Annotated in this window: 8 protein-coding genes; 4 read left to right on the top strand and 4 right to left on the bottom strand. The window is 71.4% G+C overall.

Annotated elements, in window-relative coordinates; translation table 11 throughout:
* Positions 1-114 precede the first annotated feature (114 nt).
* Entirely contained in the window at positions 115-300 is a 186-nt protein-coding gene (locus ACWF94_RS28455) for a DUF6104 family protein (RefSeq protein WP_453494519.1), read from the top strand.
* 23 nt (positions 301-323) lie between these two features.
* Here ACWF94_RS28455 and ACWF94_RS28450 read toward each other — a convergent pair whose 3' ends face one another.
* Positions 324-1148, bottom strand: a complete 825-nt coding sequence (locus ACWF94_RS28450) for a hypothetical protein (protein ID WP_453494516.1) — start codon at positions 1146-1148, stop codon at positions 324-326.
* Positions 1149-1343: 195 nt separating this feature from the next.
* Between ACWF94_RS28450 and ACWF94_RS28445 the strand changes: the two genes are divergently transcribed.
* From ACWF94_RS28445 to ACWF94_RS28435, 3 genes are all read left to right on the top strand, one after another.
* The gene (locus ACWF94_RS28445; RefSeq protein ID WP_453494513.1) at positions 1344-2327 is read left to right on the top strand and encodes a DUF4097 family beta strand repeat-containing protein; all 984 of its coding nucleotides are present in this window, start codon (positions 1344-1346) and stop codon (positions 2325-2327) included.
* Position 2328: 1 nt separating this feature from the next.
* Positions 2329-3444: a helix-turn-helix transcriptional regulator gene (locus tag ACWF94_RS28440; protein ID WP_453494510.1), complete on the top strand. Its 1116-nt coding sequence runs from the start codon at positions 2329-2331 to the stop codon at positions 3442-3444.
* A 600-nt stretch (positions 3445-4044) separates the two neighbouring features.
* Complete coding sequence (locus tag ACWF94_RS28435) at positions 4045-4887, top strand: aminoglycoside phosphotransferase (RefSeq protein ID WP_453494507.1); 843 nt, start codon at positions 4045-4047, stop codon at positions 4885-4887.
* Positions 4888-4927: 40 nt separating this feature from the next.
* Here the strand turns inward: ACWF94_RS28435 and ACWF94_RS28430 are convergent, their stop codons facing one another.
* The 3 genes from ACWF94_RS28430 to ACWF94_RS28420 form a co-directional block, all read right to left on the bottom strand.
* Positions 4928-5479: a Clp protease N-terminal domain-containing protein gene (locus ACWF94_RS28430; RefSeq protein ID WP_453494504.1), complete on the bottom strand. Its 552-nt coding sequence runs from the start codon at positions 5477-5479 to the stop codon at positions 4928-4930.
* The gene (locus ACWF94_RS28425) at positions 5479-5688 is read right to left on the bottom strand and encodes a helix-turn-helix domain-containing protein (RefSeq protein ID WP_453494502.1); all 210 of its coding nucleotides are present in this window, start codon (positions 5686-5688) and stop codon (positions 5479-5481) included. Before ACWF94_RS28425 ends, ACWF94_RS28430 begins: the two co-directional genes overlap by 1 nt.
* A gap of 168 nt (positions 5689-5856) precedes the next feature.
* Positions 5857-6822 (bottom strand): zinc-binding dehydrogenase, encoded by a 966-nt coding sequence (locus tag ACWF94_RS28420; protein WP_453494499.1) that lies wholly within the window; start codon positions 6820-6822, stop codon positions 5857-5859.
* Positions 6823-7087: the final 265 nt, after the last annotated feature.

The raw sequence follows: 7087 nt of genomic DNA, 5'->3' as shown, positions 1-7087 counted from the left end.
AGCCCCGCCGGCGTTTGAGGCGCGAGGTCCGGGGCGGAGCCCCGGGAGGGCCACGCGGAGCACCCGCCATCCCGCCGTATCCTGAGGGCGAACCCCCCGTCCCAGGAGCATGTCTTGTACTTCACCGATCGCGGCATCGAGGAGCTGGAGAAGCGGCGCGGCGAGGAGGAGGTCACCTTCGAGTGGCTGGCCGAGCAGCTGCGTACGTTCGTCGACCTCAACCCCGACTTCGAGGTGCCGGTCGAGCGGCTGGCCACCTGGCTCGCACGGCTGGACGACGAGGACGAGGACGACGTCTGACGCCTGGCGAGGGCAGTCGCGGCCTACGGCCAGGGGCTCCGCAGATACCCCAGCGCTCCGTTCACGATCAGCACCGCCCCCGCCGCGACCCAGCCGGGGCTGCGGCGGCGGGCACCCCAGAGAGCCATCGGCACCCCCACGGCGAGTTGGACGGCGCCCAGGGTCTGGGCGGTCGTACGGCCCCTGGGGGCGCGCAGCCAGTGGTCGAGCCCTTCCTCCACGGCGTGGAGTTCAGCCCGTACGGCATCGCGCCAGCCGTCCCATTCGCCGCCGCTGAGGGCTTCCGCGCCGAGTGCGCGGGCGGTGGCGCGGAGGCGGTCGGCCGGTTCTCCCGGGGTGAGCCCCGGTGGCAGATCGAGGCCGGTCCTGGCGAGTACGGCGATCAGCCCGATCAGCCGGGCGCGGGCGTCGGACTCCGGGTCGGGCAGGATGAGCGGCTCCAGCGCCTGTACGTCGAGGACGGGGTCGAGCCCGAGGCGCGCGGCGAACGTCCGGATCGCCTCGTGCTCGCCCACGGGTGTGCCGTCCGCGAGCCAGATGTATCCGACGGGCCGGCGGAATCCGGCGGCGAGGACGAACCCGGCGCGGTCGCCGTCCCACCACAGGGCGAGCGCGGGCCGGTTGCTGGCGACGGCGACGGCGGACGCCCAGCCGACGAGCACCCGGTCGACGGGGTCGCCCTCACTGTCACCACTGCCCCGCCAGGACTTTCCCTCCGGTACGAGGGCGCTCCACCCGTCTCCGGCCGGGACGAGGAGCTGCTGCTCACGCAACAGCAGGGCGGGCGGCCGTACGGCGGAGAGGTCGGCCCGGCAGAGCAGCAGCGCACCCACGGGTGTCGCGTTCATACATCTCACGCTAGGCCACTTTGTACCGCTATGACGGTTTACGGTCGACAGCCTCTTCGGCCACCGCTTCGACGGCCCCTTCGGCCGGCCCTTCGACGGGTACTCAGGGGAGGCTTGACAAGCTCCATTCGCGATATATCGTATTGACCAGGAGACGCGATATGTTGCGTCACAGTCGGCTGGGAGGTCAGCGTCATGGCGGAGTCGACGTGGGAGGTCACCGAGCCGAGGAAGCTCACCTTCGACGCCCCGGTGACCGCACTCAATGTGCGCGTCGTCAATGGCACGGTCAATGTGGTGGGCACCGACGAGGGCCGCGCCCGCCTGGAGGTCGCCCGTATCGCTGGCCCGCCGCTGATAGTGACCCAGCAGGGCTCGTCCCTCACCGTCGCCTATGCGGACCTGCCGTGGCAGGGCTGGCTCAAGTGGCTCGACCGCAAGGGCTGGCACCGGGACATCGTGGTCTCCCTCGCGGTCCCGTCCGGGGCGTCCGTCGAGGTCGGCGTGGTGGGCGCGGGGGCGGTGATCTCGGGGATCCGGGGAAGCACCTCCGTACACAGCGTCAGCGGCGACACCACGCTCGTGCGGCTCTCCGGGACCGTCCGTGCCGAGTCGGTGTCGGGGCATCTGGAGGCCCAGTCGGTCAGCGGCGAGCTGCGCCACAATTCCGTTTCGGGCGATCTGACGGTGATCGAGTGCTCGGGCGGGTATGTGCGCGCGGAGTCCGTCAGCGGCGACATGCTGATAGATCTCGCCCCGCTCGACGGCGCACCCCGGCCGACGGACATCAAGCTGACCACGGTGTCGGGCGATCTGGCCGTCCGGGTGCCGCACCCCCTCGACGCGAAGGTGGACGCGAACACCACGAGCGGCGCCGTCTCCAACGCGTTCGACGATCTGCGGGTGAGCGGCCAGTGGGGTGCCAAGAAGATCGCCGGCACCCTGGGCTCGGGCGCCGGGACGCTCAGAGCGACGACCGTTTCGGGCTCGATCGCCCTGCTGCGCAGGCCACCCGACGACCTGGACACCGACCTGGACGCCGGTCTGGACACTGACCCGGACGCCGGTCTGGACACTGATCCGGACACCCATCCGGCCGACGCCCCGCCCGCCGCCGCCCCATCGGGTCCCCCCGGCCCGGCCGGCGGTTCGGCAGGCACCACCGGGAAGGTGCTCTGACATGGCTCCCGTCTTCGCCCACGGCCGTCTGCGCCTGTATCTGCTGAAGCTCCTGGACGAGGCCCCGCGCCATGGCTACGAGGTGATCCGGCTCCTGGAGGAGCGTTTCCAGGGGCTGTACGCACCCTCCGCGGGCACGGTCTATCCGCGGCTGGCCAAGCTGGAGGCCGAGGGCCTGGTCACCCATGCCACCGAGGGCGGGCGCAAGGTCTACTCGATCACCGACGCGGGCCGCGAGGAGCTGGCCGGACGCAGCGGCGAGCTGGCCGATCTGGAGCTGGAGATCAGGGAGTCCGTGTCGGAGCTGGCCGCGGAGATCCGTGACGATGTGCGCGGCGCGGCGGGCAAGCTGCGCAGCGAGATGCGCGCGGCCGCCTCCAGGACGCGCACCTCGGCCGGTGCGGAGAAGGAGGAGTGGCGCAAGGTCACCCATGAGTGGCAGGAGCAGGCGCGCCGGGCCCGGGAGGACGCGCAGCAGGCGCGCCGCCAGGCCAGGGAGGCACAGGACAAGGCACGCCGGGAGATGCAGCGCATCGCCCAGCAGGTCCAGGACCAGGTGCAGGACCACTTCACCCGGGGCGACTGGCCCACGGGGGTGCGGGAGGGTCTTTCGGAGCTGACGGCTCAGCTGTCCGGGCTGGCCAAGGGCGGCATGGGGTGGGCGGCGCCGTCCCCCGGGCCCGACCCGTCCCCGGGCGCGGCGGGCGCGTCGTCCGCGTCCGGCGCACCCTCCGCGTCCGGTGCGTCAGGGCCCTCCCAGGAGCCGCGGGACCCGTCGCAGGCGCCCGCCGGCTGGGACCCTTCGTACGACTCCCCGGATCCGGGGCCTGACCAGTCGTACGACTCCCCGGACCTGGGAGCCGACCCCTCGTACGAGTACCCGGATCCGGGACTTGTCGCGTCGTACGAGACACCTGCCGCCGAGTGGCCGTCGGACGCCCCGTCGACGGGGGACCCGGCCCGCGATCTGGACCGGCTGCTCGACCGCTTCCGTGACGACATCCGTGACGCGGCGCGGGACAACGGCATCTCGGAGGCCCAGCTCGGAGAGTCCCGCCGCCATCTGTCGACGGCTGCCGCCCACATCACGGCGCTGCTGAGAATAGGCAGGAAGTAGCCGAGTACCGTCGGCAGGACGGCTGCCGACTGCCCCGGGCCGCCGGCAGGACGGCTGTCGAGTGCACCGGGCCGCGCGCCGGGGCCACTCCCGCCGTCCGTCGGGCCCGCCCCCCTGCGCCCCTGTCCTCGGGCGCGGCTGGGGCGCGCATGGCCGGAAGTACCACCCCAGGGGGTGATCGGCACAAGAGCACCTGTACGAACCCCGGTCCAGCGATACGGTGGGAATCACTGCCAACGAGGCGGGTGCGGCGGAGGATTCGGGACGGGATGAGTGCGACCGTCCCCGGCCGAGGTCGCGCCCCCGCCACAACCGCTGTCCGTCCACGCACCGATCCGAGCCCGCTTCCACCACATCACGTCCAGCGAACGAGAGAGCACGGTCATGAAGGTGTGGGCGCCGGGCGCATGTGACCACGACTGGACGCAGTGGAGCGGGAAGCAGCGCTGCCGGAAGTGCGGCACAACGCAGGAGCGAGCACATGCGGTACCGGGCACACCGGGGGACTGAGTACCCACGGTGCCGCGTACCACGCGGGGCCGAGCACAGGGACGGACAGGCGCATGTGACGGGTGCCCTGTGTGTCAGGAGAGGGAACGTATGGCTGCGGGCATGGAATGGGATGAGCTTCCGGCCGGACTCCGGCAGGCGGTCGCCGAGCGCACCGGTGAGGTGCTCAGCGCCGAACGCGTGGCCGGGGGGCTCAACTCACCCATCGCGCTCACCATCACCACCAAGGGCAATGGGCCGCTGTTCCTCAAGGGGGTCAGGGACAACGATGCCGACGCGGTGATGGGGCTCCGCTGGGAAGAGCTGGTCAACCCAGCCGTGCGGGGCATCGGACCGACGATCCGGCACAGTTTCCGCGCCGGTGGGTGGCTGTGTCTCGCCTTCATCCACATCGACGGCCGGCATGCCGATCTGAGCCCGGGGAGCGCGGATCTGGCGGCGGTGACGTTCACGCTGCAACGGCTGCGGGGACTGCGGGCGCCCGAGGCCCCGCTCCCCCGGTTCGGGCAGCGGTTCGCCGCGTATCTGAAACCGGGTGAGACGGAGGCCCTGACGGGCAGGCATTTACTGCACACGGACACCAACCCGTACAACATCATGGTGGGTCGTCACGGGGGGAACGCCTACCTCGTCGACTGGGCGATGCCCGCGATCGGCCCCTCCTGGATCGACCCCGCCTATACGGCCGTACGCCTGATGGAGTGCGGGCAGAGCGCCGACGACGCGATCGGCTGGCTGTCGGGGTTTCCGCACTGGCGGCGGGCCGATCCGAAGGCCGTGGAGACCTTTGTGCAGGTCATCTGCCGTCATTGGGCGGAGACCGTGGGAGAGCCGGAGGCCGAGACCCGGAACGAGCGCTTCCGACAGCTTCTGGACTTTCCCCATGAGTCCCCGGCCCCGCTGTGGCACCCCCGCCAGCGGCGCTACCGCTGACCCGTGCCCCGTCCCCGTCCCCGTCTGACCGAACTGGGTACTACGCGCCGCCCCCGTACATCACCCGCTCCACCGCCTCATAGGTCACCCCGTGGTCGGCCAGCACTTCCGAGACGACCCCCGGCCTGGCGGTCAGTGCCAGCAGAAGGTGCTCACCGCCGATGTGCCGGTCGCCCCGGCCGAGGGCGATGCGCAGCGACTTCTCCAGCGTGTCCTTGGCCGGCCGGGTGAAGGAACGGTGGCCGGACCACCATTTCCTGGACCGCTTGCCGACCTGGAGGGCACCCTGCCCGTGGGTCTCCTCCACCCGCGAGACGATCTCGCCCACATCGATCCCGAGCCCGGCCAGCGCCTCCGCCTCCGACTTGGACAGCCCGGCACGCCTGCGGGCGTCCGCGAGCGCTTCCTCGACCGACTCCCGCCGGTCGAAGATCCCGAGCGCGGTGAGGGCGAAGGCCGTCCGGGTCCCCTGCTGTTCGAGGATGGCCAGCAGCAGATGTTCCTCGGTGATGGAGTCCGCGCCCGCGCGTTCGGACTGGGTCACGGAGTTCGTGACCACGTCCCGGGCGTCCTGGGTGAAGCGCTCGAACATCACTGCCTCCCGTACTTCTTGTGTACAGCCTGCCGGCTGACGCCCAGCTCGGCCGCGATCTCCTGCCACGACCAGCCCTGGTTACGGGCGCCACGCACCTGGACGGCTTCGAGCTGCTCAAGAAGCCGGCGCAGGGCGGCGACCGCTCGCAGCCCGACCCGTGGGTCGCGGTCACCCGCCCGTGCGGCGAGATCGGTTGCTTCAGTCATGGTGTCAACCTACATTGACAGTTGTCCACAGTCAACCCGGGTTGACGGATCGCGGCGTAGTCTCGAAGAGTCCGGTCGGCGGCAGCGAGCCGCCCGGTCAGAAGAAGCCCTGTCAGAAGAGTCCCGTCAGAGGAGTCCGGCCAGGAGGCGCCGTCAGGAGGCGCCCGGTCAGGAGGGCGTCAGCACCACCTTGCCGAACAGCTCACCGCCCGCCATCCGCTCGAACCCCTCCCGCGCCCGGTCCAGCGGAAGCACCTCGTCGATCACCGGCCGTACCCCGGTCGCCGCACAGAAGGAGAGGAGGTCCTCCAGTTCGTCCTTGGACCCCATGGTCGAGCCCACCACCTTCAGCTCCAGGAAGAAGATCCGGGTCAGTTCGGCGTGCGAGGGGCGGTCGCCGCTCGTCGCGCCCGAGATCACCAGAGTGCCGCCCGGCCGCAGTGACTTGATCGAGTGCGACCAGGTCGCCGCCCCGACCGTCTCGATCACCGCGTCCACCCGGCGGGGCAGCCGCGCCCCCGGCTCGTACGCCTCCTCGGCACCCAGCTCGACGGCCCGCGTGCGTTTGGCCTCGGTCCGGCTGGTGGCGTACATCCGCAGCCCTGCGGCCTTGCCGAGGACGATCGCGGCGGTGGCGACTCCCCCACCCGCCCCCTGGACGAGTACGGAGTCCCCCGGCCGGACCCCGGCGTTGGTGAAGAGCATGCGGTAGGCGGTGAGCCAGGCCGTGGGCAGACAGGCGGCCTGCTCGAAGCTCAGCTCCCTCGGTTTGGGGAGCACATTCCAGGCGGGGACGGTGACCTGCTCGGCGAAGGTGCCCGGGTAGCGCTCGGTGAGGATGGAGCGGGGCTCGTCGGGCCCGACACCATGGCCCGTCTGGCCGATGACGGAGTGGAGCACCACCTCACGGCCATCGGCGTCGATCCCCGAGGCGTCACAGCCCAGGATCATCGGCAGTCGGTCCTCACCGAGGCCGACGCCCCGCAGGGACCAGAGGTCATGGTGGTTGAGTGAGGCGGCCTTGACGGTCACGGTGGTCCAGCCGGGCCGGGCCTCGGGGGCGGGGCGTTCGCCCAGCTCCAGTCCGTTGAGCGGATTGTCAAGGTCGATACGGGCAGCGTAGGCGGCGAACATGGCCCGACCCTAGGCCGCCGCCACCTGCCCACGGAACCACACCCGTGTGTGACACACACCGCTCCCCCACCGACCACCCAGCCGCACGACCGGACCCGCCTGGACCACCTGGGCCACCCAGACCACCCGGGCCACCCGAGTCGCTGTGCACTCTCCAGGTCCACCCACCCCATCGGGCCCACACGACCGCCCCACCCCACCGGACCCGACACGACCACTCCGCTCCACCGGGCCCACACGAACGGGCCCCGCCCCGGGGCCGGAG

Source organism: Streptomyces sp. NPDC055078, from assembly GCF_053607985.1.
The sequence above is the reverse complement of the archived record's forward strand: the minus strand, read 5'-3'. Positions and strand labels throughout refer to the sequence as shown.

What these genes read in the sequence shown, in the direction of transcription:
- ACWF94_RS28445 (WP_453494513.1), top strand. Translation starts at nt 1,344, where the DNA reads ATGGCGGAGTCGACGTGGGAGGTCACCGAGCCGAGGAAGCTCACCTTC.
- ACWF94_RS28430 (WP_453494504.1), bottom strand. Translation starts at nt 5,479, where the DNA reads ATGTTCGAGCGCTTCACCCAGGACGCCCGGGACGTGGTCACGAACTCC.
- ACWF94_RS28450 (WP_453494516.1), bottom strand. Translation starts at nt 1,148, where the DNA reads ATGAACGCGACACCCGTGGGTGCGCTGCTGCTCTGCCGGGCCGACCTC.
- ACWF94_RS28440 (WP_453494510.1), top strand. Translation starts at nt 2,329, where the DNA reads ATGGCTCCCGTCTTCGCCCACGGCCGTCTGCGCCTGTATCTGCTGAAG.
- ACWF94_RS28425 (WP_453494502.1), bottom strand. Translation starts at nt 5,688, where the DNA reads ATGACTGAAGCAACCGATCTCGCCGCACGGGCGGGTGACCGCGACCCA.
- ACWF94_RS28435 (WP_453494507.1), top strand. Translation starts at nt 4,045, where the DNA reads ATGGCTGCGGGCATGGAATGGGATGAGCTTCCGGCCGGACTCCGGCAG.
- ACWF94_RS28420 (WP_453494499.1), bottom strand. Translation starts at nt 6,822, where the DNA reads ATGTTCGCCGCCTACGCTGCCCGTATCGACCTTGACAATCCGCTCAAC.